This window comes from Xanthomonas sp. LMG 12459, from assembly GCF_009192905.1.
Lineage (GTDB): Bacteria > Pseudomonadota > Gammaproteobacteria > Xanthomonadales > Xanthomonadaceae > Xanthomonas_A > Xanthomonas_A sontii.
In genome coordinates, this window is record NZ_NSGT01000054.1 from 1 (window position 1) to 22,529 (window position 22,529).

General features: G+C 70.0%; 27 protein-coding genes. 3 read left to right on the forward strand and 24 right to left on the reverse strand.

Annotated elements, in window-relative coordinates; genetic code table 11:
* Window positions 1-213: 213 nt before the first annotated feature.
* The 18 genes from CEK65_RS13020 to CEK65_RS13105 form a co-directional block, all read right to left on the reverse strand.
* On the reverse strand, window positions 214-1,482 hold the full coding sequence (locus CEK65_RS13020; RefSeq protein ID WP_152182011.1) for an arsenic transporter: 1,269 nt from the start codon (window positions 1,480-1,482) through the stop codon (window positions 214-216).
* 256 nt (window positions 1,483-1,738) lie between these two features.
* Window positions 1,739-2,188 (reverse strand): hypothetical protein, encoded by a 450-nt coding sequence (locus CEK65_RS13025; protein ID WP_152182012.1) that lies wholly within the window; start codon window positions 2,186-2,188, stop codon window positions 1,739-1,741.
* A gap of 341 nt (window positions 2,189-2,529) precedes the next feature.
* Complete coding sequence (locus tag CEK65_RS13030; RefSeq protein ID WP_226980575.1) at window positions 2,530-3,270, reverse strand: tetratricopeptide repeat protein; 741 nt, start codon at window positions 3,268-3,270, stop codon at window positions 2,530-2,532.
* A 97-nt stretch (window positions 3,271-3,367) separates the two neighbouring features.
* Window positions 3,368-4,186, reverse strand: coding sequence for a prolyl oligopeptidase family serine peptidase (locus CEK65_RS13035; RefSeq protein WP_017910657.1), 819 nt, complete (start codon window positions 4,184-4,186; stop codon window positions 3,368-3,370).
* Window positions 4,187-4,397: 211 nt separating this feature from the next.
* A complete protein-coding gene (gene mgtE, locus CEK65_RS13040) occupies window positions 4,398-5,756 on the reverse strand; it encodes a magnesium transporter (protein WP_010344112.1) in 1,359 nt (452 codons plus the stop codon).
* A gap of 476 nt (window positions 5,757-6,232) precedes the next feature.
* The gene (gene ptsP, locus CEK65_RS13045; RefSeq protein ID WP_026143486.1) at window positions 6,233-7,951 is read right to left on the reverse strand and encodes a phosphoenolpyruvate--protein phosphotransferase; all 1,719 of its coding nucleotides are present in this window, start codon (window positions 7,949-7,951) and stop codon (window positions 6,233-6,235) included.
* 58 nt (window positions 7,952-8,009) lie between these two features.
* Window positions 8,010-8,279 (reverse strand): HPr family phosphocarrier protein, encoded by a 270-nt coding sequence (locus tag CEK65_RS13050; RefSeq protein ID WP_010344110.1) that lies wholly within the window; start codon window positions 8,277-8,279, stop codon window positions 8,010-8,012.
* Window positions 8,272-8,664: a PTS fructose IIA subunit family protein gene (locus CEK65_RS13055; protein ID WP_152182013.1), complete on the reverse strand. Its 393-nt coding sequence runs from the start codon at window positions 8,662-8,664 to the stop codon at window positions 8,272-8,274. Before CEK65_RS13055 ends, CEK65_RS13050 begins: the two co-directional genes overlap by 8 nt.
* Before the next feature lie 145 nt (window positions 8,665-8,809).
* Window positions 8,810-9,688 carry an RNase adapter RapZ gene (gene rapZ, locus CEK65_RS13060; RefSeq protein ID WP_017913816.1) on the reverse strand — a complete coding sequence of 293 codons (879 nt, stop codon included), beginning with the start codon at window positions 9,686-9,688 and terminating at the stop codon, window positions 8,810-8,812.
* Window positions 9,685-10,635, reverse strand: a complete 951-nt coding sequence (gene hprK, locus CEK65_RS13065; RefSeq protein WP_017910661.1) for an HPr(Ser) kinase/phosphatase — start codon at window positions 10,633-10,635, stop codon at window positions 9,685-9,687. Before hprK ends, rapZ begins: the two co-directional genes overlap by 4 nt.
* Window positions 10,632-11,084 (reverse strand): PTS sugar transporter subunit IIA, encoded by a 453-nt coding sequence (locus CEK65_RS13070; RefSeq protein WP_152182014.1) that lies wholly within the window; start codon window positions 11,082-11,084, stop codon window positions 10,632-10,634. Before CEK65_RS13070 ends, hprK begins: the two co-directional genes overlap by 4 nt.
* A 21-nt stretch (window positions 11,085-11,105) precedes the next feature.
* On the reverse strand, window positions 11,106-11,423 hold the full coding sequence (gene raiA / locus CEK65_RS13075) for a ribosome-associated translation inhibitor RaiA (protein WP_010344105.1): 318 nt from the start codon (window positions 11,421-11,423) through the stop codon (window positions 11,106-11,108).
* Window positions 11,424-11,473: 50 nt separating this feature from the next.
* A complete protein-coding gene (locus CEK65_RS13080; RefSeq protein WP_152182015.1) occupies window positions 11,474-12,937 on the reverse strand; it encodes an RNA polymerase factor sigma-54 in 1,464 nt (487 codons plus the stop codon).
* A gap of 43 nt (window positions 12,938-12,980) precedes the next feature.
* The gene (gene lptB, locus CEK65_RS13085) at window positions 12,981-13,700 is read right to left on the reverse strand and encodes an LPS export ABC transporter ATP-binding protein (protein ID WP_019799410.1); all 720 of its coding nucleotides are present in this window, start codon (window positions 13,698-13,700) and stop codon (window positions 12,981-12,983) included.
* Entirely contained in the window at window positions 13,700-14,293 is a 594-nt protein-coding gene (lptA, locus tag CEK65_RS13090) for a lipopolysaccharide transport periplasmic protein LptA (RefSeq protein ID WP_152182016.1), read from the reverse strand. Before lptA ends, lptB begins: the two co-directional genes overlap by 1 nt.
* The gene (gene lptC, locus CEK65_RS13095; RefSeq protein WP_152182017.1) at window positions 14,271-14,837 is read right to left on the reverse strand and encodes an LPS export ABC transporter periplasmic protein LptC; all 567 of its coding nucleotides are present in this window, start codon (window positions 14,835-14,837) and stop codon (window positions 14,271-14,273) included. The genes lptA and lptC overlap by 23 nt, the downstream gene beginning before the upstream one ends.
* Entirely contained in the window at window positions 14,834-15,382 is a 549-nt protein-coding gene (locus CEK65_RS13100; RefSeq protein ID WP_017910666.1) for an HAD hydrolase family protein, read from the reverse strand. Before CEK65_RS13100 ends, lptC begins: the two co-directional genes overlap by 4 nt.
* 88 nt (window positions 15,383-15,470) lie before the next feature.
* On the reverse strand, window positions 15,471-16,472 hold the full coding sequence (locus tag CEK65_RS13105) for a KpsF/GutQ family sugar-phosphate isomerase (RefSeq protein ID WP_017913809.1): 1,002 nt from the start codon (window positions 16,470-16,472) through the stop codon (window positions 15,471-15,473).
* Between the two features lie 52 nt (window positions 16,473-16,524).
* Here CEK65_RS13105 and CEK65_RS13110 point away from each other — a divergent pair, with 52 nt between their 5' ends.
* The 3 genes from CEK65_RS13110 to CEK65_RS13120 are packed head-to-tail and all read left to right on the forward strand — an operon-like array spanning window position 16,525 to window position 18,399.
* Window positions 16,525-16,767, forward strand: a complete 243-nt coding sequence (locus tag CEK65_RS13110) for a BolA/IbaG family iron-sulfur metabolism protein (RefSeq protein ID WP_152182018.1) — start codon at window positions 16,525-16,527, stop codon at window positions 16,765-16,767.
* Window positions 16,768-16,813: 46 nt separating this feature from the next.
* Entirely contained in the window at window positions 16,814-18,088 is a 1,275-nt protein-coding gene (gene murA, locus CEK65_RS13115) for a UDP-N-acetylglucosamine 1-carboxyvinyltransferase (protein WP_017913808.1), read from the forward strand.
* Window positions 18,085-18,399, forward strand: coding sequence for a hypothetical protein (locus CEK65_RS13120; protein ID WP_010344096.1), 315 nt, complete (start codon window positions 18,085-18,087; stop codon window positions 18,397-18,399). The genes murA and CEK65_RS13120 overlap by 4 nt, the downstream gene beginning before the upstream one ends.
* A 362-nt stretch (window positions 18,400-18,761) precedes the next feature.
* On the opposite strand, the gene CEK65_RS13125 is transcribed toward CEK65_RS13120, so the two are convergent.
* From CEK65_RS13125 to CEK65_RS13150, 6 genes are all read right to left on the reverse strand, one after another.
* Window positions 18,762-19,445, reverse strand: coding sequence for a DUF3108 domain-containing protein (locus tag CEK65_RS13125; protein ID WP_017910671.1), 684 nt, complete (start codon window positions 19,443-19,445; stop codon window positions 18,762-18,764).
* A 2-nt stretch (window positions 19,446-19,447) separates the two neighbouring features.
* Complete coding sequence (locus CEK65_RS13130) at window positions 19,448-20,302, reverse strand: DUF3108 domain-containing protein (protein WP_152182019.1); 855 nt, start codon at window positions 20,300-20,302, stop codon at window positions 19,448-19,450.
* A 64-nt stretch (window positions 20,303-20,366) separates the two neighbouring features.
* Window positions 20,367-21,020: a phosphoribosylglycinamide formyltransferase gene (gene purN, locus CEK65_RS13135; protein WP_152182020.1), complete on the reverse strand. Its 654-nt coding sequence runs from the start codon at window positions 21,018-21,020 to the stop codon at window positions 20,367-20,369.
* Window positions 21,017-21,463, reverse strand: coding sequence for a hypothetical protein (locus CEK65_RS13140; protein ID WP_152182021.1), 447 nt, complete (start codon window positions 21,461-21,463; stop codon window positions 21,017-21,019). The genes purN and CEK65_RS13140 overlap by 4 nt, the downstream gene beginning before the upstream one ends.
* An 8-nt stretch (window positions 21,464-21,471) precedes the next feature.
* The gene (locus tag CEK65_RS13145) at window positions 21,472-22,101 is read right to left on the reverse strand and encodes a DUF2238 domain-containing protein (RefSeq protein WP_152182022.1); all 630 of its coding nucleotides are present in this window, start codon (window positions 22,099-22,101) and stop codon (window positions 21,472-21,474) included.
* Between the two features lie 5 nt (window positions 22,102-22,106).
* Window positions 22,107-22,529 (reverse strand): AIR synthase-related protein (locus CEK65_RS13150; RefSeq protein WP_255424531.1); only part of this gene is annotated, 423 nt, incomplete at its 5' end.

Consider the following 22,529-nt stretch of genomic DNA (forward strand, 5'->3'; position numbering starts at 1 on the left):
GTTCGATCCGAAAAGGGGCCTTGCCTGCTAGGGGGTGAGACGGTATCTATGACGGCACCGACAGCTCGCAGACTCCCTCGTAGCAGCGGCTTCGGCCGCGACGCGGTGCGGTAGAAGCCGCCGCGGCCGACCCGCGGTCGCTGCAGGCCGGACCTGGGTGCCCATTCCGCGGGCTGGCCGCCATGGGCAATCCACGAAGTGGGCGCGCGCGACTCAGCCCAGCAGCAGCCGCGCACCCAGCGCGCACAGCAGCGCCGGCGGCATCACCAGCGCACCGACCTTGAGGAAGCGCCAGAAGCCCACGTCCTCGCCTTCGCGGCGGATCGCGGTCAGCCACAGGATGGTCGCCAGCGAGCCGGTGATGGACAGGTTCGGGCCCAGATCCACCCCGATCAGCAGCGCGTCCACCACCAGTTGCGGCGGCTGCGCCTGGGCGACGGTGGTGCTGGCGATCAGGCCGGCGGGCAGGTTGTTCATCAGGTTGGAGCCGAACGCCAGCAGGGTGCCGGCGATGCCGGCGGTGGCCTGCGGCGAGTGCGCAGCGGCGTCGGTCAGGGTACGCGCGAGCAGGCCGATCACGCCGGTGCGCGACAGCGCCTCCACCAGCACGAACAGGCCGGCCACCAGCGGCAGCACCGACCACGACACCGCCTTGGCCATCGGCAGCGGCGACTGGCGGCCACCCAGGCACACCACGCCCAGCGTCGCCAGGCCGGCCAGACAGGTCGGCAGGCCCAGGTCCAGGCCGAGCGCGGAGACGCCGACCAGCAGCGCGGCGGTGGCGAGGATGCCGACCAGGGCGAAGGTACCGCCGCGGGTCAGCGGTACCGTGTCCACGCGCGCGGCGCAGCGGCCGGTCAGGTCCTTGCGCTCGGCCCAGCGCAGCATCACGAAGGTCACCCCGATCGCCAGCAGCGACGGCAGCGCGAACGCGGCCATCCACGCGCCCAGGGTCGGCATCTTGCCGCCGTACAGCACCAGATTGGCGGGGTTGGAGATCGGCAGCACGAAGCTGGCGGCGTTGGCGATCAGCGCGCAGGCGAACAGCAGCGGCAGCGGCTTGGCGCCGGCCTTGCGCGCGGCCGCGTACACCGCCGGGGTCAGCACCACCGCGGTGGCGTCGTTGGACAGGAACGCGGTGACCACGATGCCGACGCCGAACACCAGCGCGAACAGGCGCTGGGTCGAGCCCTTGGCCAGGTTCACCGCATGCATCGCCACCCAGTCGAACAGACCTTCGGCGCGCGCGGTCTCCGACAGCAGCATCATGCCGATCAGGAACAGGTACACGTCCAGACCCTTGAGTGCCGCCTGCCAGGCCTCGCCGCCGGGCATCAGCCCCAGCACCATCAGCAGCAGCGCGCCGCCCACCGCCCAGCACGCCTCGGGCAGCTTGAACGGCCGCGCGATCACGCCGGCCGTGGCCAGCGCGCAGATGCCCCAGGTGGCGAAATTGGCCGTGTGCGCGCCGGGCATGCTCATGCCGCCGCCGTGGCACGGGCGCCGAGGCGCGTGCGCGAGCAGGCCGCCGGGGCAGGGCAGGGGAGGGCAACGAGAGCGGGCACGGGCATGGGGCGTCGGGCAGCGGAGTGCGAGGGGCGTGCAGGATAGCAGCGGGGCAGGTGCAGGCCGGGCTGGCATGGGCGCTCCGGCGCCCGCGGTTTAGCTTGCGTAGACACGCGCGGCGTGGCGGGCCGTATATCGATGCACGCCCGGGCCGCGCGGCACCGCGGTGCCGCTACCCCAGATGGCGTGCGAGCCATCCTTGCACGAACGCCACCGGCCCGGTCCGCGGCGGCGGCGTCAGCCCGGCGCTGCGCACGAAGCCGGCGGCGGCCTGCGCCAGCGTCTGGTTGGCACGACGCACGGCCTGCTGCGCGGCCGCCTGCTGCTGGCGCAACTGCACCAGGTGCAGCGACGGCCGTCCGGGCGGTGCGAACTTCTGGTCGCGGCGCAGCGCATCGGCGGACAGGCGGGTGGCCTGGCTTGCCTGGTGCAGCGCGTCCAGCGCATCCAGCACCTGCAACAGCCAGCGTCCGCTGTCGCTGAGTTGCAACGCAGCGGCGTCGTCGTGTGCCGGCACCAGCAGTGGCGGAATCGCCGCGCCGGCGACCACCGCTGCGCTCGGCTCCAGGGCGCGCAGGCGGGCATGGAACGCGGTTTGCGATGAAGAGATGGCGGTCGCCATGCCGGGCCTATGCACGAAAGCGCGGACTGTACGCGGTTTGGCGCGTCGCCGCACAGCCGATGGCGTCGCGCAGCTGGAACTGTCGTCGTCGACCGGGCGCGTCACGCGGGGCCGCTGCCGCTGCGCACTGCCTGCAGCGCAGCGGCCATGTTCGCCGCGTTGGGCCCGATCGCACCGTCGGTGTTGCCGGCCGTCGACGTACGCTGCGCGTGTCGGCGACGCACCTGCCAGGCCCGCGCCGATCGGCGTGGCAGTGGACCCATGCACACAGGCCTGCGGCGGTGTCGCTGCCGGAGGCGTGCATCACCTCGGCGCGGCATGCGCGGAAGCGCGGGCAGGACCTAATGCGCTTGCGACGCTGCCGCTTCCATCTGGTCGAGATACTGCAGTTCGTGCAGGGCGACAGCATTGCCGGGTTCAAGCTCCAGCGACTGCTGCAGGGCCGCGCGGGCGCCGGCCTTGTCCGGGGTGTCGATCAACAGCGAGCCGATGCCGCGTAGCGCGATCGCGCGGCCTGCCCGCGCCCGCGGCGAGACGTCGGCCAGGGCCAGCGCCTGCCGATAGGTGGCGAGCGCTTCGTCCGTGCGCCCGAGGTTGCGCAACGCATAGCCGCGTTCGGTGTAGGCGGAGAACAGATACGGCCCGAGCGCGATGGCCTGATCAAGCCATGCCAGCGCCTCCGACCACTGCCGTTGTGCGGCGGCGGCAAAGCCACGCATCTGCAGTGCGTTGGCGCAACTGAGGTCGATCCATTCGGTCGGCTGGCCGTCGTCATGGGCGGCCATGTAGGCCTCGTACTCGTGCACGTCGGCGACGCTGATCACGCGCAGGCCGGGCCGTTGCCAACTGCTGCAATGGGCGATGATCCGGTCCAGCAGGGCGATGTCCGCCGCATCCATGCTGTCCAAGCGTGTCTGCAGCGCGGCGATGTCCTTGCGGTATTCCACGCCGGGGCGGGCGGTCGCCGCCTTGCTCTGCAGGTAGGTGGTGACCGGTTCGGTCAGCGCCTGTGCCGTCGCGCCGTGGCTGGCGCAGGCCAACAGCGCGCACACGATGGCGCACAGCATCCCCTTGTGTCGCATGCATCCCCCTGCATCGAACGGTGATCGAAGATCGGCAGTGCGCGGACAGGCCGGTTACGCCGTCGCGCACGTGCGCGCGGCGCAGGGCGGGCCGCGCTCAGTTGTCCGCGGTCGTCTGCGTGGCGGCGTCGCTGCGCTTCTGCGCGAACAGCCACTGCCACATCTTCGGATCGCGGTAGGTGGCATCCCAGGCGTTGTGGTTGCCCTGCGGGTATTCGGTGTAGCGCACGTCGGCGTCGAGGTTCTTGAATGCACGGACGATCTTGCGGTCGTCGTGCGGCAGCACCACGTCGTCCTGGGCGCCGTGGAAGATCCACACCGGCACGTGCCGCAGGCGCTGCGCCAGGGCGCTGTAGGGGTCGGCCAGATAGGCCACCGGCGTCACCACCAGGTATTCGCGGTCTTCGTGCGGGGAGAGGATCGCGCCGCAGATCGGTACCAGCGCAGCGAAGCGCTGCGGCTGCTTCAGGGCGATCTCCCAGGTGCCGTAGCCGCCCATCGACATGCCGGTCAGGTAGGTGCGCTGCGGGTCGCCGTTGAACTCGGCACTGCTGTCGTCCAGCGCCTGCAGCGCCATGGTCGCGTTGGCGCCGTTCCATTCCTCGCCGTCGGGTGCCTGCGGCATCACCACCAGGGCCGGGAAATCGGCCAGGTGGCGGCGCAGGTACGGGCCCAGTCCGGCCGTGGTCTGGTCGCGGCCATCGTCGCCGCGCTCGCCGGAGCCGTGCAGGAACAGCACCACCGGCACCGGGCCCTGGCGATGCGCCGGCGCCGGCACGAACACCTGGTAGCGGTAGATGCGTCCGTCGAGGCTGAGCTGGCGGCTGACGAAGTGGCCGGTGGCCGGGTCGCTGGGCAGAGTGCTGCAGCCGACCATCGACAGGCACAGCAGAAGCAGCAACGAACGCATCGACATGGCCGGCCCTCGGATGGGAAGGCCGCAGTATCGTGGGCGCGACGTCTCCACGACAACCCGGGCAGGGGCGGCGGACATGCGCCAGTCAGCCGGCGGCCAAGGCGCGTGCTGGCGTGGCGTGACCGTCGTGCACCGGTGGATGCGGCGACGCGCGCTGCTGCCGCTCCGTGCGGCGCGCCGGCGGGAACCGCGCCCGCCGTACGCATACGCCCTACAGTAGGACCAAGGTGGCCAGGCCGAGGAAGCTGAGGAAGCCCATCACGTCGGTCAGCGTGGTCAGGATCACCCCGCCGGCCAGCGCCGGATCGAAGCCCAGGCGCTTGAGCGTCAGCGGCACCAGCACGCCGCCCAGCGCGGCGGTGAGCAGGTTGATGGTCAGCGCCGAGCCGATCACCAGCGACAGCAGCGGCTGCTTGAACCACAGCAGCACGATCAGGCCCAGGCCGATGCCCAGCGCCAGGCCGTTGATCAGCGCCACCGACAGTTCCTTGCGCAGCAGCACGATCACGTTGGAGGCGCCGATCTGGCCCAGGGCCAGGCCGCGCACCATCAGCGCCAGCACCTGGGTGCCGGCGTTGCCGCCCATGCCGGCCACGATCGGCATCAGCGCGGCCAGCGCCACCAGCTTGGCGATGGTGCCCTCGAACTGGCCGACCACGCTGGAGGCGATGAAGGCGGTGCCGAGGTTGATCGTCAGCCACAGCAGGCGGCGCCGGAACGCGCGCCGCACCGGGCTGAACAGGTCCTCGTCCTCGTCCAGGCCGGCGGCGCTCATCGCCTGGTGCTCGGCCTGGTCGCGGATGATGTCGACCACGTCGTCGATGGTGATGCGGCCGAGCAGGATGTTGTTGTCGTCCACCACCGGCGCGGAGATCCAGTCGTGGTCGGAGAACTGCCGCGCGACCTCGTCGGCGCCTTCGCCGACGTCGATGGCCGGCTGCTCGTCGTCGATCAGCCGGTTGATCGGGGTGGAGTCCTCGTGGGTGACCAGCGCCGCCAGCGACACCCGCCCCAGGTACTGGTGGCGGCGGCTGACCACGAACAGGTGGTCGGTGTGGTCCGGCAGTTCGCCGCGCAGGCGCAGGTAGCGCAGCACCACGTCGACGTTGACGTCGGCGCGCACGGTGACCACGTCCGGGTTCATCAGGCGGCCGGCGCTGTCCTCGGGATACGACAGCACCTGCTCGAGCCGCTCGCGGTTCTCGCGGTCCATCGACTTGAGCACTTCGTCGATGACCGTGTCCGGCAAGTCCTCGACCAGGTTCGCCAGGTCGTCGATGTCCAGGTCTTCGACCGCGGCGACGATTTCGTCCGGGTCCATGTCCGCGAGCAGGCTCTCGCGCACTTCCTCGCCGACGTGGACCAGCACCTCGCCGTCGTCCTCCGGATCGACCAGCCCCCACACCACCTCGCGCTTGCCCGGTGGCAACGACTCCAGCAGATTGCCGATCTCGGCCGGCGCCAGCGTATTGACCAGGCGCCGCACCGGGCCCAGGCGCCCGCTGTCCAGCGCATCGGACAGCATGCGCAGCTGCCGCGCGGTCTTGTCGTGGCGGACGGCGTCGGCCATGCGCTGCTCCCTTGGGTGAGGCCGCGCTCCGGAGAAACGCGGTCGGTCAGATGTTCATCCCAACATTATCGCCTGCATGTTGCGGGAAGCACAGTGTTGGTGGAGCCGGGAGTGGGGAATGGGGAATCGGGAATCGCAAGTGCAGAGCGAAGCAGCGTCAGTGCGCGGGGAGAAAAGCGACGGGGTAGCAAGCGAAAAACTGCTCTTGGGGAAGGGGGCGAGAGGCAAAGGGCAGGGGGCAGGAACAGGTGGGCGGGGGAATAGGTAGCACCGAGAAGGAAGCAGAGAGCAGTGCAGAAGCCAGGAAAAAAGAAGGCAGAAAGCCAGGGAGAGGGATGTCGATGGGAGTGACGCATCTACGCCGGCACGCGGGCGACGGTTTTTTTGTGGGAGGGACTTCAGTCCCGACGCGATAAGGGTTCAGGCGTCGGGACTGAAGTCCCTCCCACAAGGCAATGCCGCAACACGCACGGGAACTACCCGATCGCGCAGCCCAGCCAACGCTCGATGCCCTTGCGGTCGCGGGCCTGCAGCAGTTTGGCGCCGCGCTGGCGCAGGGTCTGCAGGTCGGTGTCGCGGATCACCTGGCGTACTTCCAGCATCGTCGCCGGGTGCAGGCTGAACTCGCGCAGCCCCAGCGCCAGCAGCATCGGCGTCAGTGCCGGGTCGCCGGCGATCTCGCCGCACACCGCCACCGGCTTGCCATGGGCCTGGCCGGTGGCGATCACCTGCGCGATCAGTCGCAGCACCGCCGGATGCAGCGGCGAATACAGCGCGGCCACTGCTTCGTTGTTGCGGTCGGCGGCGAGCAGGTACTGCACCAGGTCGTTGGTGCCGATCGACAGGAAGTCGATCGTGTCGATGAAGGTATCCAGGGCCAGCGCTGCGGCCGGCACCTCGATCATCGCGCCGAGTTGCACCTGCTCGGCGATGGCATGACCGTCGCGGCGCAACTGCGCGGCGATGCGCTTGAGATGCCGGCGCATCGCCAGCAGTTCCTCGCGCGTGCTGACCATCGGCACCAGCACCCGCACCGGGCCGTAGGCGGAGGCACGCAGCAGCGCGCGCAGCTGGGTGTCGGAGACCTTGGGCCGGGCCAGCGACAGGCGCACGCCGCGCAGCCCCAGCGCCGGGTTTTCTTCGTTGCTCATGGTCAGGCCGGTGCGATCGGCCTTGTCCGCGCCCAGGTCCAGGGTACGGATGGTCACCGGCCGCCCGCTCATGCCCAGCACCGCGTCGCGGTAGGTGTGGAACTGTTCTTCCTCGTCGGGCAGCGCGTCGCGCTGCAGGAACAGGAATTCGGTGCGGTACAGGCCCAGGCCGTCGGCGCCGAGCGCATGCGCGCGGGTGACGTCGTCGCGCGACTCGGCATTGGCCAGCAGGGTGATGTCCACGCCGTCGCGGGTGCGGCTGGGCTTGGAGCGCAGCTTGCCCAGGCTGCGCTGCAGCTTGGCCTGCTCGCGCACGCGGCTGCGGTAGTCGCGCAGGTCGTCCGGGGTCGGGTCGACCAGCACCGCGCCCTGGGTGCCGTCGATGATCAGCACGTCGCCGTCGTTGATCTTCTGCAGCGCGTCGGCGACGCCGACCACCAGCGGCAGGTGCAGGCTGCGCGCCAGGATCGCGCTGTGCGACAACGTGCTACCGGCGCTGGTGACGATGCCGACTACGCCCTGCGCCTGCAGTTGCGCCAGTTCCGACGGCGCCACGTTCTCGCACACCAGGATCTCGCCGGCCAGGCCTTCGCTGTCCGGCTGGCGCTTCTGCAGGAACGCATGGATCCGCCCGATCACATGGTCCAGATCGTCCATGCGGCTCTTGAGGTAGGCGTCCTCCATGTCGTCGAACACGGTCGCCAGGCGGTCGCGCTGCAGGCGCAGCGCGTAGTCGGCGCTGTAGCGGCCGGTGCGGATCAGTTCGTCCAGGCCGTGCAGCAGTTCCGGGTCGTCGAGCAGCAGCGCGTGCAGGTCGAGGAATTCGCCGACCTCCTTGGCCAGGGCGCCGTGCAGGCGCTGGCGCAGGCCGTGCATCTCCTCGCGCGCGGCGTCCACCGCGCGGTGCAGGCGGTCGAGTTCTTCGGGGATCTGCGCGGCGCCGATGCGTTGCTCGGCCACTTCCAGCGCATGCGGCAGGCGCACCCGCGCCCGGCCCAGGGCATTGCCGCGCGAGGCGCCATGGCCGGCGATGCGCACGCTCACCGCGCGTACCCCGTGCGGCGGCACCGCGTCCCTGCCTGCGGCCGCCGGCGGCGCATGCTCAGCTGTCCTCGTCGAAGCGCCGCTCGAACAGGTCGACCACGGCCTTGAGCGCCTCGGCTTCGTCGGCGCCGTCCACCCGCACCGTCACCGGCGTGCCCTGCGCGGCGGCCAGCAGCATCACGCCCATGATGCTCTTGGCGTTGACCTCGCGGCCCTTGGCCGCCAGCGTGGCGTTGCAGCGGAACGAGGACAGCGTCTGCACCAGCTTGGCAGTGGCGCGGGCGTGCAGGCCGAGGCGGTTGGAGACCAGCAGTTCGCGTTCAAGCATCGTCGATCACCACGCCGTTGCGCGAGCCGGCGGCGGCGGTCGCGGGCAACTGCTCCAGTCCTTGTTCGGGGTAGTTCATGATCCGCAACAACATCGGCAGGCTCAACGCCGACACGCGCCGCACCGGCGTGCCCAGGCGCGCCAGCCGCGCGGCGAGGTTGCTCGGGCTGGCGCCGTACAGATCCGTCACCACCAGCACGCCATCGCCGTCGTCCACCCGCCGCAACGCGGCAGATGCGTTCGGTAGCAGCGCGTCGAGGTCGGCGTCGAACGGCACCTCGAAGGCTTCGGTTTTCAGCGGCAATTGCCGCAACAGCTGGGTCGCCACGCTCAGCAGCGCGGCGCCGATCCCAGGGTGGGTGATGAGGAGAATGCCACAGGCCATGGGAGAACGTTAACAGGTCAGGCAGGGCGCAGGGAATGCCTGTGGGGAGCGGAGATTGGGGATTCGGGATTGGGGATTCGCAAGAGCCAGAGCAATGCCGCTTTTGCCAATCCCGAATCCCCGATCCCGAATCCCGGCTTTTCGATCAATCCTGCTCGCGATGGAAGGTCGCCACTTCCGGCCAGCCCTGTTCGCGGGCGTGGCGGGCCAGGCGTTCGGCCAGGTAGACCGAGCGGTGCTTGCCGCCGGTGCAGCCGAAGGCGATGGTCACGTAGCTGCGGGTGTCGTTGCGCAGCCGCGGCAGCCAGGTGTCGAGGAAGTCGATCAGCTGCGCGGTGTAGCGCTGCACGTCCGGTTGCGCGTCCAGGTACTCGCGCACGCCGCTGTCGCGGCCGGTCATCGGCCGTAGTTCCGGGTCCCAGTGCGGATTCGGCAGCACCCGCGCGTCGAACACGAAATCCGCCTCGGCCGGCACCCCGCGCTTGTAGGCGAAGGACTCGAACAGCAGCGACAGGGTGTTCTCGCTGGACAGCGCGAACTCGGTGGTGACCCGCCGGCGCAGCTGGTGCACGTTGAGCGTGCTGGTGTCGATCACCGCATCGGCCGCCTCGCGCAGCGGCTCGGTCAGGGCGCGCTCGCGCTCGATCGCTTCCGGCAGCGACAGGCCCTGGCGCGACAGCGGATGGCGCCGGCGCGTGTCGGCGTAGCGCTTGATCAGCGCCTCGTCGTTGGCGTCGAAGAACAGCAGCCGCGCATCCAGGCCGAACTGCGCCACCGCCTCGCGCCAGCGCGAGAGCTGGCTCAGGTCGCTGTGGCGGCTGCGCACGTCGATGCCCACCGCCAGTTTGCTGGGGCCGGCATCCTCGCGCACCAGGCTCTTGACGAAGGCCGGCAGCAGTTCCACCGGCAGGTTGTCGACGCAGTAGTAGTCCAGGTCCTCGAAGGTCTTCAGTGCCACCGACTTGCCGGAGCCGGACAGGCCGCTGACGATGACCAGCGTGGAGGTGGGGGCGCCGTCGGTCATGGGCTGCGCCGCTCCAGCAGGTTGCTGTGGCGGGCGATGAACATCGCCGCCGGATCGATGCCCTTGGTGCGCAGGATGTGCAGGCGCGTGGCGGCCTCGGTCAGTACCGCCAGGTTGCGGCCGGGCATCACCGGCAGGGTGATCAGCGGCACGTCCAGGTCCAGCACGTGGCGGGTGCCGGAATCGCCGGTGAGGCGCTCGTAGCCGTGGGGCGTGGGCTCGGTCATGGGCCGGGTCAGGTGCACGATGAGCCGAAGGTACTTGTTCTTCTTTACAGCCGTGTCGCCGAACATCTCGCGCACGTTGAGCACGCCGAGCCCGCGCACTTCCAGCAGGTCCTGCAGCAGTTCCGGGCAGGTGCCGTCGAGCACGTCGGGGGCGATCTGGGTGAATTCGGGGGCGTCGTCGGCGACCAGGCGGTGGCCGCGGCTGAGCAGTTCCAGCGCCAGTTCGCTCTTGCCCGAACCCGCCTCGCCGGTGATCAGCACGCCGATCGAGTAGATCTCCATGAACACGCCATGCAGGATCACCCGCGGCGCCAGCGTGCGTGCCAGGTGGTAGGACAGGTGATTGAGCAGTTCGTGGCCGCGCTTGGGCGAGACCCACAGCGGCGTGTCGGATTCGTCGGCGGCCGCGCGCAGGTCTTCCGGGCACGACTGGTTCTTGGTGACCACCAGCGCCAGCGGCCGCACCTGCACGATCTTCTCGATGGTCTCCCAGCGCTGGCGCGCGTCCAGCGAGTCCAGCCAGGCCAGTTCCTCGGTGCCGAGGATCTGCACCTTGTTGGGGTAGATGGTGTTGAGATAGCCGGCCAGCGACGGGCGCCGGGAGACCGCGTTGCCGGCCTCCAGCACCCGGTGTTCGCCCTTGTGCCCGGCGATCCAGCGCAGGCCGAGGCGGTCGCGCTGCTGGTCGAACAGCTCGCGTGCGTCGATGCTGGTGTTCATGCGGCGGCCCGTGGCGCGCCGCCGAGCAGCGCATACAGTGCGGCGGCGTCCGGCGCATTGCGCAGGGCGTCGCGGAATTCCTCGATGGAGAACTGCTCGGCCAGTTCGGACAGCAGCATCAGGTGTTGGTGGGTGTAGTGCGCCGGGACGGCCATGGCGAAGATCAGGTCGACCAGGGTGCCCTGGCCGTCGAAATCGATCGGCTGTTGCAGGCGCAGCAGCGCGCCACGTGGGGCGTCCAGGTCCGGCGCGCGGCCGTGCGGGATGGCGATGCCGTGGCCGATGGCGGTGCTGCCGAGTTGTTCGCGCTCGCGCAGGCTGGTGAAGAGTTCATCGGCGCCGGCCTGCTGGCAGGCCAGCAGGCCGGCGGCGGTGTGCAGCAGGGTGTCGCGATCGGCGGCCGGAAGCACCTGGGTGCTGACGGCCGCCATCAGATCGGTCAAGGGCATGGCGGCGCAACGTGGGGAGGATCACGCGAGATTGTCGCGCACCTCGGCCGCATGGTGGTCGTGCTTCTTTTCCTTGTGCTTGATGATCAGCCGGTCCAGCTTGTCGGCGAGCAGGTCGATCGCCGCGTACATGGTCTGCGCGCTGGCGTCGGCGTGCAGGGTGCGGCCGGGGACGTTGACGGTGGCCTCGACGTGGTGGTCGGGCTTGCGCAGCGCCAGCTGGGCGCGGACCTCGATGGTTTCCTCGTAGTGTCGCTTCAGCCGTTGCAGCTTGGTCTCCACATACTCGCGCAGGGCGGGGGTGACTTCGATCTGCTGGCCGTAGGTCTCGATACGCATCGGATACTCCTTGGTTCGGGTTTCACACCTATGAACCATCGCCGCCGCCGCTAGCCGATTCGAACGCGTTCGTGGGAGGCGGAAATGTTCATGGCCTCACGATACTTCGCTACGGTGCGGCGCGCTACAGGCACGCCGGCACTTTTCAGCAGGTCGGCCAGCTTGGCGTCAGAAAGCGGCTTGCGCGGGTTTTCCGCCTCGATCAGCCGCCGGATCATCGCCTGGATCGCCGTGCTGGACGCCTCGCCGCCGCTGTCGGTGTCGATGCCCGAGGCGAAGAAGGCGCGCAGCGGGATGGTGCCGCGCGGGGTGCGCACGTACTTGCGGGCGATGGCGCGCGAGATGGTGCTCTCGTGCAGGCCCAGTTCGCCGGCGATCTCGCGCAGGGTCAGCGGCCGCAGCGCCTGTTCGCCGAACTCCAGGAAGCCGGCCTGCTGCTTGAGCAGGCACCGGGTCACCTTGAGCAGGGTCTCGCCGCGCGCCTCCAGGCTCTTCAGCAGCCAGCGCGCTTCCTGCAGTTGCCCGCGCAGATAGCCGGCGTCGCTTTCGCCGCACTGGCGGATCAGCCGCTCGTAGCCGCGGTGGATGGTGACCTTGGGCTGGGCGTGCGCCGACAGCGCCGCATGCCAGACCCCGCGCTGGCGCCAGACCACGCAGTCCGGTACCACGTAGGTGTCACTGCCCAGTTCGCCGATCTGCTTGCCCGGGCGCGGGTCCAGCGAGCGCAGCAGCGCGACCGCGGTGTCGACCTCCGCCGCCGGACGCTTGAGTTCGTGGGCCAGCCCGGCCACGCCGCTGCGCGGCAGCCGCTCCAGCGGACCGTTGGCGATGGTGCGGGCCAGCGCCAGGCCCGGCGTGTCCTCGGGCAGGGTGTCCAATTGCAGGGTCAGGCATTCGCCCAGGCTGCGCGCGGCGATGCCGGCCGGGTCGAAGCGCTGGATCTGGTGCAGCACGGTGAGGATCTCGTCCTCCTCGGCGGCGATGTCCGGGCGCAGCGTCTCGGCGATCGCGGCCAGCGGCTCGCGCAGATAGCCGTCGTCGTCCAAGGCGTCGATCAGCGCCGCGCCGATGCTGCGGTCGCGCGCGGACAGCGGCGACAGGTGCAACTGCCACAGCAGGTGGTCGATCAGGGTGTCCGGCTCGGCCACGCGTTCGGCCGCGCTGCCCAGGTCGTCGTCGTCGAACGAACCGCCGCTGCCGCCGGCCCAGGCCGGCTCGGCGTCGGCCCAGTCGGCACCATCGCTGGCCTGCGCGGATTCGCCGCGGTCGCCATCGCCGTCGCTGCGCGTCTCGCCTGCCGCGTGGTCGCGGTCAACGCCGTGGTCGGCACCTTCGCTGCGTTCGAACGCCGGTGCGGCGTCCTCGGACCACTCCAGCAGCGGATTGCTCTCCACCGCCTCGGCGATCTCCACCTCCAGCTCGGCGCTGGACATCTGCAACAGCTTGATCGCCTGCCGCAACTGCGGCGTCATGACCAGGTGCTGTCCCAGCGATGTCTGCAGCCGTGCTTTCATGCCTGTACCGAGCGCGGAAGGAGCGTAGCCGGCGCGTGCGCGGTCAGAGCCTGAAGGTTTCCCCGAGGTAGACGCGGCGCACGTCGCTGTTGGCCAGCAGCGCTTCCGGCGCCCCCTGCGCCAACACGCTGCCCTCGTTGAGGATATACGCCCGGTCGCAGATTCCCAAGGTTTCGCGCACGTTGTGGTCGGTGATGAGCACGCCGATGCCGCGCTGCTTGAGGTGGGTGACGATGCGCTGGATTTCGCCGACCGAGATCGGGTCGACGCCGGCAAAGGGCTCGTCGAGCAGCATCAGCCGCGGTTTGGCGGCCAGCGCGCGGGCGATCTCGCAGCGGCGGCGTTCGCCGCCGGAGAGGCTGGCGCCGAGCTGGTCGGCGACGTGGCTGATCTGCAGTTCGTCCAGCAGCGCCACCAGTTCGCGTTCCTGGCCGGCGGCGTCCAGATCCTCGCGCAGTTCCAGCACCAGGCGGATGTTGTCGGCGACGCTGAGCTTGCGGAATACCGACGGCTCCTGCGGCAGGTAGCCGACGCCGAGCTTGGCGCGCTTGTACATCGGCAGCGCGGTGATGTCGTTGCCGTCGAGCACGATGCGCCCGGCATCGGCGTCGACCAAGCCGACGATCATGTAGAAGCAGGTGGTCTTGCCGGCACCGTTGGGGCCGAGCAGGCCGACCACTTCGCCGGCCTCCAGGGTTAGCGCAAAATCACGCACCACTTCGCGCTGCTTGTAGCGCTTGCGCAGGCCTTCGGCGAGCAGCATCACTGGCCTCCTTGTTTCGCAGGCTTGGCCGGCTTGGCTGGCGTCGCGGCCGGTTTGGCGGCAGGCTTCGCGCCGTTCGCAGGCGTGCCGGCCGGAGCAGCGCCAGCGTTCTTCGGCTGGATCACCGTGTGCACGCGCGTGCCGTCACCGCCGCCCTGCATGTCGCCGGTCTTGGTGTTGTAGACCATGCGCTGGCCGGCGTTGGTGCCCTTGGGAGAGGTCATGCGGTAATTGCCGGTGAGGATCACCGTGTCGGTGGGCACCTTGTAGTCGATGTTGTCGGCGACCGCGTCCATCGGCGAGCCATCGTCCAGTTCCTGCTTCAGGGTGGCCTGCTTGCCGGTCAGCACGACGCGATCGATGTCGCCGTTCTTCTTGAACAGGTCGGCGGTGTCGGCATGGATTTCGAGCGTGCCCTGGATGATGACGACATTGCCCGAGTAACGGATCTTGCCGTTGTCGTCGAGCATGTTGCCGCTCTGGCTGGCGGAAGTGATATCCATCGGCTGGTTGCGATCGGACGACTTGGCCAGCGCCAGGGTCGGCAGCAGCAGGGCGAGCAGGGCGAGCTTAGCGGGCAGCATTCGGTTCATAACGGGACTTGACCTGTGAAAGGAGCTTGTACTGCCGGGATTTCAAGTCGACCTGGAAGCCGACGCCGGTCTGCATCATACCGGGCCGGGTCATGGTGACCGGGTCGGCGGTGCGTGCGCTGTTGGTCTGCGGGAAGACGTCCAGGCTCTGGGTACGGAAGGTGGTGGGCGGGATGCTGGGCACCTTGGGGCTGTCGCCGGCGACGTCGTCGCGCAGGCGCAGTTCGTCGCCGTTGGCGCTGACCCAGCCGGTCTTGCTGCGCATTTCCCAGTGCTGGCCGTTGGCGTCGGGCAGCAGGAACAGCGGGGTCACGATCGACATGGTCTGGTCGGCGCGGCTGCGTTCCATCTGCGGCGCGCGCAGGGTCATCGCTTCCTTGCCCTGCTTGTCCAGGCTGACGATCTCGAAGTCGCGGGCGATGTAGTCCACGCTGGCTTCGTCGGACGGATTGCGGCTGGGCTTGCTGCGCTGGTTCCAGGCCGACCAGCCGCTGATCAGGGCGCCGACCAGCAGCAGGCCGCCGAGAGTGGTACGCCAGTTCATGCGCCATGCTCCTGCAGCAGGGACGGGACGTGGCCTTGCGCCGCCAGCAGCACGTCGCACAGTTCGCGGGCGGCGCCTTCGCCGCCGCGGGCGCGGGTGGTCCAGTGCACGTGTTCGGCGGTCCAGGGATGGGCGTTGGCCGGTGCCACCGCCAGGCCGACCACGCGCAGCGGCGCCAGGTCGGGCAGGTCGTCGCCCATGAAGCAGACCTGCTCCAGGCCGATGCCGCGCTCGTCGCACAGCGCCTGCACCCCGGCGCGCTTGTCCTTGACCCCGATCTGCACCAGCAGGCCCAGCTCCTGGCCGCGCTTCTCCGCGGCCAGGCTGGGCCGCGCGGTGATCAGCGCCACGTCGATGCCGTGCCGGCGCAACTGCACCAGGCCCTGGCCGTCGAGCACGTTGAAGGCTTTGCTCTCGTTGCCGTCGCGGTCGTAATACAGGCGGCCGTCGGTCAGCGTGCCGTCGACGTCGAAGCACGCCAAGCGGATTCGGGCGGCGCGGTCGATCAGGTCGGCGGGAAGGTCGGCCAGCGGGGAATAGGGCATGTTCGGGATATCGGGGCGGGGAGGCCGGCTTTCCAGCGGCCAGGGCCAGTGGCGTGGAGCGCCACTGGCGGTGAACGAGTTCAGCCTGTTAAACCACTCTGGCGCGCAACAGGTCGTGAATGTTGAGCGCGCCGACCGCGCGGCCGGCCGCGTCGACCACGATCAGGCCGTTGATCTGGTGCGTCTCCATCAGCCGGGCGGCCTCGGCGGCGAGCTGGTCGGCGCCGATGGTGCGCGGCTGCCGGGTCATCACTTCGGCGATGCGGGTCTGGCGCACGTCCAGCGCGCTGTCCAGCGTCCGGCGCAGGTCGCCGTCGGTGAACAGCCCGAGCAGGCGGTCGTCGGCGTCCACCACCGCGGTCATGCCCAGGCGCTTGCGGCTCATCTCCACCAGCGCTTCGCTGAGGCTGGCGTCCTCGCGGACCTTGGGCAGTTCGTCGCCGCGATGCATGACGTCGGTGATGTGCAGCAGCAGGCGGCGGCCGAGGCTGCCGGCCGGGTGCGAGCGGGCGAAGTCGTCGGCGGTAAAGCCACGCGCGTCCAGCAGCGCCACCGCCAGCGCATCGCCCAGCGCCAGCGAGGCGGTGGTGCTGGAGGTCGGCGCCAGGTCCAGCGGGCAGGCCTCGGCCGGCACGCTGACGTCCAGGTGCAGGTCGGCCTCGCGCGCCAGCGTGGACTGCGCGCGCCCGGTCATCGCGATCACCGCGTTGCCCTGGCGCTTGAGCACCGGCAGCAGCATCAGGATCTCGTCGGACTCGCCGGAGTAGGACAGCGCCAGGACCACATCGGCATCGGTGATCATGCCCAGGTCGCCATGCCCGGCCTCGCCCGGGTGCACGAAGAACGCCGGGGTGCCGGTGGAGGCGAGGGTGGCGGCGATCTTGCGCGCCACGTGGCCGGACTTGCCCATGCCGGTGGCGACCACGCGCCCGCGCGAACCCAGGATCAGCCGGCAGGCGGCCGCGAACTCGGCGCCGATGCGCGCGCCGACCGCCGCCAGCGCGGCCTGCTCGATCTCGACCACGCGACGGCCGCTGGCGACCAGGCCGGCGTCGTCGGGCGTCGTGGGAGACAGGGGCGATACATCCATGCGGGTGCCGGTCGGAGGGTAGAATGGCCGATCATTTTATTAGGAAAGCCCGGTGGACGCCGAAATCATCCGTAAACTCATCGAGGCCGGCTTGCCGGACGCGCAGGTGCAGGTGCAGGGCGACGACGGCGTGCACTTCGAGGCCACCGTGGTCAGCGCCGCCTTCGCCGGCAAGCTGCCGCTGGCCCGCCACCGCATGGTCTACGCCACCCTGGGCGAGCTGATGGGCGGCGCGATCCACGCGCTGGCCCTGACCACCCTGACCCCCGAGCAGGCCGGGCGCGCCGCCGGCTGAGCCGCCGCGCGCCCGTTTCTCCCCTTTCAATTCCCCCACGAGACCCATGGCCAAAATCGTAGTGACCGGTGGCAACGCGCTGCACGGTGAAGTGAACATTTCCGGCGCCAAGAACGCCGTGCTGCCGATCCTCTGCGCGACCCTGCTGGCCGATGCGCCGGTGGAGATCACCAACGTGCCGCAGCTGCACGACGTGATCACCACGGTGAAGCTGCTCGGCGAGCTGGGCGCGGAAGTCACCATCGACGAAGGCACGCTGTCGCGCGGCAGCGCGATCACCGTCGACCCGCGCAAGGTCCATCAGCACGTCGCCCCGTACGAACTGGTACGCACCATGCGCGCCTCGATCCTGGTGCTGGGCCCGCTGCTGGCCAAGTTCGGCGCGGCCGAAGTGTCGCTGCCGGGCGGCTGCGCGATCGGCTCGCGGCCGGTCGACCAGCACATCAAGGGCCTGCAGGCGCTGGGCGCGGAGATCAGCGTCGAGAACGGTTACATCAAGGCCAGCAGCAAAGGCCGGCTCAAGGGCGGCCGCTACGTGTTCGACATGGTCAGCGTCACCGGCACCGAGAACGTGCTGATGGCCGCGGCCCTGGCCGACGGCACCACCGTGCTGGAGAACGCGGCGATGGAGCCGGAGGTCAGCGACCTGGCCGACTGCCTGATCGCGCTGGGCGCGAAGATCGAAGGCGCCGGCACCTCGCGTATCGTCGTGCACGGCGTGGAGCGCCTGTCCGGCGGTCGCCACGCGGTGCTGCCGGACCGCATCGAGACCGGCACCTTCCTGGTCGCCGCGGCGATGACCGGCGGCAGCGTGACCGTGCGCCGCGCACGCGCCGACACCCTCGACGCGGTGCTGGACAAGCTCACCGAGGCCGGCGCCAGCATCGAGACCGGCGAGGACTGGATCCGCCTGGACATGCACGGCAAGCGCCCGCGCGCGGTCAGCCTGACCACCGCGCCGTATCCGGCGTTCCCCACCGACATGCAGGCGCAGTTCATGGCGCTCAACTGCGTGGCCGACGGCGTCGGCGTGATCAACGAAACGATCTTCGAGAACCGTTTCATGCACGTCAACGAACTGCTGCGCCTGGGCGCGGACATCCAGATCGAAGGGCACACCGCGATCGTGCGCGGCGCCGAGCGGCTCAGCGGCGCGCCGGTGATGGCCACCGACCTGCGCGCCTCGGCCTCGCTGATCCTGGCCGGCCTGGTCGCCGACGGCGACACCACCATCGACCGCATCTACCACCTGGACCGGGGGTACGAGAACATCGAGGAGAAGCTGGGGGCGCTGGGCGCGTCCATCCGGCGCGTCGCATGATCCTCAGCGGCCGCTTCAGCCGCCGGCGCAAGGTGTTGCTGGCGATCGTGGTGGTGCTGCTGGCCTGGGTCGGCTATGCCTGGTACACCGGCATCGCCATCACCCAGGGCATCGAGGAGCGCGACATGGACTGGAACGGCGATGGCCAGGTCACCCGCGACGAGATCTGGCAGTCGTTCTACGCGGTCGGCGTGAGCCGCACCCAGAACGGCCCGCGCGAATGCAGCACGTTCTACTGGCGCAGCACCGGCGCGCAGATCCGCGTGGATTGCCGCACCACCTTCAAGGCCGCGCCGGCGGAGAAGAAGTAACGGCGTGGGGCAGGGCGCCGCTTAGGTGGCGCCCGCGTGGGGAGTGCTATAGAGAAAGGCCCGTCTGTCGTCACGGTCCATGTACCGTGGATAGGAGTCGACGCGCGCCGCTTGGGGGTCTGCTGCAAGTCGCCAACTGGTTTCCGCAAGACGATTCGCATCCGCGCGTCGGGGCTGAAGCCCCTCCCACATGGGAAGCACCACGGGCAGGGAGTTGCTGTTGCGATTCCCCAATCCCAGCCCACACACGGGAACGATCAAGCGCGGGAAACCGCTTTCACGATTCCCCACTCCCGATTCCCAATTCCCGCGGCGAAGCCGCTTTCACGATTCCCCAATCCCCATTCCCCAATCCCGGCTTCTCAGCGCAACGCCTTGATCGTCAGGTCCAGCGCGTCCTGGCCGTTCTCGCGCTGCAGGATGCGCACCGGCACCGGCATGTCCGGCACGATCCAGGCGATGATTTCCTTGGAGCCGTCGGTGCGGCTGACCTTGGTCGCCTGCTCGGTCTTGCCGTTGACGGTGACCGCTTCCTTGCCGGCGACGCGGTAGGTCATCGGCTTGGCGCGGCCCTCGTCGACCATGCGGTAGCTCGGGGTCTTGCCGGCGTTGACGTCGCGCGCGATCGCCAGGTTGATCAGCAGCGCGTCCATGTCGCCCGGCTGCAGCTTCACCGGGCCGCGGCGGTCGGCCTTGAGGTCGCCGCCCCAGGTCGCCTGGCCGGTGCTCCAGTCGTAGTTGGCGGTCACCGCCTTCTTCTTGATCAGGAACACCGAGCGGTCGTCGCTGCTGAGCGGACGCAGCTGCCCGCCCTTTTCCTCGAACACGGTGCTCTGGCTGAGGTCGGCGACCTGGTTCTTGATCGCCAGGCTGTAGCGCCAGCGGTCGGCGCCTTGCTTGGCCAGGGTCATCACGCCGTTGGCCTGCATGCCCATGTAGCTGGCCTGGTAGTCCGCGGTGAACGGCTCCAGGGCCAGGGCGGGCAGGCTCGCCGTGGCCAGCAGGGCGGCGGCGAGGGCGGTCAGCGGGCGGGCGATGCGGGTCATGGTCAGGCTCCTTGGTATTCGGTCAGGCGCAGGTCGATGCGGTCTTCGCCGTCCTCGCGCTGCAGGATGCGCACCGGCGTCGGCACGCCGTTGGCGATCCACAGGATGGTCTCATTGCGGCCGCCATTGGTGCGCGACACCCGCAATGCGTCGTAGCTGATGTCGCCGACTTGCACGGTCTCGGTCTGGTCGGCGGCGCGGTACACATGTTCGCGCACCCGGCCGACGTCGACGAAGCGGTAGGTCATGGTCTTGCCGGGCTGCGCGTCGCGCATCAGCGAGAGATTGAGCAGCAGCGCGCTCTGGTCGCCGGGCTGCAGCGGGATCGGCGCCTGCCGGTCCTTCTTCAGGTCGCCGTCCCAGCGCGCCAGGCCCTGTTTCCAGTCGTACACGCCGGTGACCTTCTTGCCGAAGAACACCGCCTTCTTGACCGTGCTCTGGCTCTGCGGGACGTAGCGGCCGTCCTGCACGGTGAACACCGTGCTCTGCTCGATATTGAGGCCGAGGATGCTGGCGAAGCCGCTGCGGCCGTGCACGCCCAGGTCGACCCGCCACTGGTCGCCGCCGGTATGCACCACGTCCATGCGCGCGTCGCCGGCCGGCTTGCCCTTGTACAGCGCGTCGTAGGTGGCCACGAACGGCTGCAGCGGCGGCGGCGTCCAGGCCTCGGCGGGCAGCGCCGGCGCCGCTGCGGCGGCCGGTGCAGGTGCGCCGGTGGCGGGCGTGGTCGGGGCGGGGGCGGTCTGCGGCGCCGGCTGCGCGGCGGGCGCCGGCGCGACCTGCGCAGCGACGATGGGCGCCAGCAGGCCGAGGCCGGACGCGACGAGGAAGGCGAACGGACGCGGAGCGAGCTTCATGGGATCGGCTGGCGTGAGCGGGAGGGAAGAGGGGGGAGGGGCCGCGGAAGGTGCGGCAGCGCATTCAGGGAAGCAGCACGTCGTCGCAATCTAGGCGCAGCGGACTAAACCGGCACTGACCGTCCAGCCAGACCTTGCCGTCCCGTTCAGCCAGGCGGCCCGCCGCGGCCAGCCGCAGCACCGCGCACAGCAGCCGGTGTTCGCGCGGCAGCAGGCGCTGCGCCAGGTCGTCGGGACCGTCGCCGGGCTGCACCGGCACCCGCACCTGCGCGATCACCGCGCCGGCGTCCAGTTCCGGCACCACGAAATGCACGCTGGCGCCGTGCTCGGCGTCGCCGGCCGCCAAGGCCTGGGCATGGGTGTGCAGGCCGCGGTACTTGGGCAGCAGCGAGGGGTGGATGTTGAGCAGGCGCCCGCCGAAGCGCTGCACGAAGCCTACGCCGAGAATGCGCATGTAGCCGGCGCAGACCACCCAGTCCGCCCTTGCCGCGGCGACCGCGTCGCCCAGCGCCTGCTCGAAGGCGACGCGATCGGGGAAGTCCTTGGGCCGCGCCGACCAGCGCCGGTCCGGCGCCACCATCGCCAGCGCCGGCGCCTCCGGACGATCGCCGAACACGCCGACCACCTCGGCATCGAGGGTGCCGGCGGCGATCGCGGCGAGGATGGCCTGCAGGTTGGAGCCGCGCCCGGAGGCGAGGACAGCGAGGCGGAGCGTCATCGGGCGGGAGTCCGGAACAGGGCGCCCACGGCCGGGCGCTGCAATGTCAGCAGGGTGGCGATGCCCAGTGCGGTGCCCAGCGGGAAGCCCAGGCAGGTGATCACGGCGCCGGCGTAGCACAGCCACAACTGGCGACGCTGGCGCAAGGCGCGCGCAACCAGCACCTTGAGCAGCAGCGCGAGCAGGCCGAGGCCGAGCAGGATCGACAGCATCACGATCGCAATGACGCCGCTCTGCGCCTGGTCCGGGCTCTGGCCGACGGCGTTGAGCTGCGCCTCCTCGTGCACGCCGTAGGCCAGCAAAGCGCCCACCAGCAGCACCACGACGACCTGCAGCCCCGCCATGACGGCATACAGCGTCGCCAGGGTGTTCAGGTCGGAGGTGGCACGCACCACATCGGCGGCATGGCCGCCGGGGGCGGGAAGAGGCGGTGGCAGCGACATCGTCTGTCTCAGCGCGGGGTGGAGGGAAGCGGGCGCGCAATGCGTCGCCACGGCCAGGCGCTGGCGCAGCCCAGCGTGGCCAGCAGCATGTCCATGTGCGCATCCCAGGGATCGCCCTGCTGGCCGTTGTAGGACTCGGCCTGCTCCGGCGACAGCAGCAGCGCGATCAGCCATTCCAGCCATTCGTAGACCAGGCTGACGCACATGATCGCCATTGTCGCCAAAACGAAGGCCTGCCGCGCCGACAGCGCCGGCCAGCGCTGGCGCGCGTGATCGCGCAATGCCGGCGCGAAGCACACCCCGAACAGCAGGTGGATCAGCCGGTCGGTGTGATTGCGCTGCCAGCCGAACGCCGCACTCGGCGACCAGCCACCGGTCAGCGCGCGCAGCCATTGATCGTAGGGCACATTGGAATACAGCCAGTGCGCGGCGATGTTGTGCACGCTGATGAAGAGGCAGATAGCCGCGAAGTGGCCGGTGCGCAGCGGCCAGCGCCGGTCGTGCCAGACCAGCCAGACCAGGCCCAGCACTGCCAGGGAGCTGTGCATGGCCTGTTCCGCCGGCCACAGCGGCCGCAGCCAACTGGCGGCGAACACCGCCAGCGCCAGCGTCAGCCAGGCGCGCTTGGCCGCCGCCATGCGACTCAGCCGATGTGCACGCGTTCGCCGGCGTCCGCGGCGGCCACCACCGCGCCGATCTGCCAGTGCGCCAGGCCCAGGGTGTCCAGGCTGCGCTCCAGCGCGGCCACCTGCTCCGGCGCGGCGACCAGCACGAAGCCGATGCCGCAGTTGAAGGTGCGCCACATCTCGCTGTCGGCCACCGCGCCTTCGCGCTGCAGCCACTCGAACACCGGCGGCAGGGTCCAGGCACTGGCGCGGATGTCCAGGCCCAGGCCGTCCGGGATGACGCGGATGATGTTCTCGGTCAGGCCGCCGCCGGTGATGTGCGCCATGGCATGGATGGCTTCGCCCTGTTCGCGCAGCAGCGACAGGATCGGCTTGACGTACAGCGCGGTCGGCGCCATCAGCGCGTCGGTCAGGGCCACGCCGCCGACCTGCAGGTCGGC